Origin of the sequence: Flavobacterium aurantiibacter, assembly GCF_002251775.1 — a bacterium.
GTDB classification, from domain to species: domain Bacteria; phylum Bacteroidota; class Bacteroidia; order Flavobacteriales; family Flavobacteriaceae; genus Flavobacterium; species Flavobacterium aurantiibacter.
Genome location: NZ_NOXX01000082.1, coordinates 1 through 1,416, shown reverse-complemented (window position 1 = coordinate 1,416; position 1,416 = coordinate 1). Strand labels below are relative to the sequence as shown.

The window sequence follows — 1,416 nt, the reverse complement described above, 5'->3', positions numbered from 1 at the left end:
TCGCCAAAGGGTAGGTACTCGGCGTTCCCGATAATGATCGGGACTAANTTTAACGCTCCGCCCTCATTAAACTTAAACGGCGAGTTGTTCGAATTCTTGTGTTCGTCAACTAAAAGTTTTCTCACCAAGCATTTATTTTTTATTGGTGTTAGAATACTATTTGCTAAAGTAACGATTTCGCCAAAGGGTAGGTACTCGGCGTTCCCGATAATGATCGGGACTAAAGGCTGGCTTACTTGACCCAAATTGTTTGAGATGTAAGTACTTGAGCTCAAGTGGTCGATTCCCTTAGTCAATATAATCAACTACTTCAAAAATGATTTCCTTATTGATCGAGAAAATTCTAGTGTTCTTTTCTTTCATTGAGAGTATAATTACCTCATCATTAGTTTGTTTGTTAAACGCAATTACATTTTTCTGATCGATAAGGTTAGCGGCCACAAACAATAGTCGATCTGACAACTTTCGATTTTTTGCGATTTCATACAAGTTTATCTGCCCTTTATTCTCTTGTTTAAATGTTAAATCATAAAGTTCCTGATCTTTCTTAATACCCATGTAAGGATTATTTTTTTGTCTTTCAAGCCAATTGTTAAGATAAGTTTCTAATTTTTTCTTCGATGTAAGAATTTTATAGTTGGAATTTTCAAAAATTATAACATTTTCTGAACTATTAATTTTTGAACAACTAATAACTACGAGAAACGATAACAACGATAGTAATGTAGCTGGTTTCATTAATTTTTTAGTTTTGTATAATTTGGGCTAAAGCTTCCATTTGCTGATTGAACTGTAAGCTTCAACGTACCTGGATAGTATCTCATCGTGTTTGAAGAAATTTGATAACCTAAATTTAGGCTATTAAAGGTTTCAATTTTTGAATCGATCGCATTTTGGCCATAACCCTCTCTATTCATGTTTAATAAATAATTGCCAAATGAACCTATTATTTGTTCTTTATAATTTTTAGTTGTATTTTGGAAACTTGGGTCTGCCATTTGTTTTAGATAGACTTCAGCATGATTTTCAAAGTTGCTTTTTACACCATTAATGTTGTTTTTTTGGTGGAGTATTTCATGTTTCATAGTACTTTTAAAATTATCGATATCATCTAATGCAGGGCTAAAACCACCGTTATTATTGATTCGCGCAACGTTATCAAAATTGCAGGTAAACGCAGGATTTTCGCTAGATTTTTCATCCGTAGCTCCTGTTCCAACTATCGTTCCATTTTCAGCACCAACTGCTTTAGCATAATATTTCGCAATATTCGCAATTGCTTTGTTAGATCCAACTGAATTATCAAGTTGTGAAGGGGAGTAAAGTTTGCCATCCATTTGAATTTTTACCATATTTCCGACGCGTGTATCCCCAAACATTTCGCTTATTTCAACCTGATTGCCGTTGGCATCGTAA

2 protein-coding genes are annotated in these 1,416 nt (G+C 33.9%); both read right to left on the bottom strand.

Annotated features, from left to right (window positions below; translation table 11 throughout):
• Window positions 1–288: 288 nt before the first annotated feature.
• A complete protein-coding gene (locus tag CHX27_RS01050) occupies window positions 289–738 on the bottom strand; it encodes a hypothetical protein (RefSeq protein WP_094484925.1) in 450 nt (149 codons plus the stop codon).
• On the bottom strand, window positions 738–1,416 hold a 679-nt coding region (locus CHX27_RS01045), incomplete at its 5' end, for a hypothetical protein (RefSeq protein WP_133063380.1). The genes CHX27_RS01045 and CHX27_RS01050, both read right to left, overlap by 1 nt.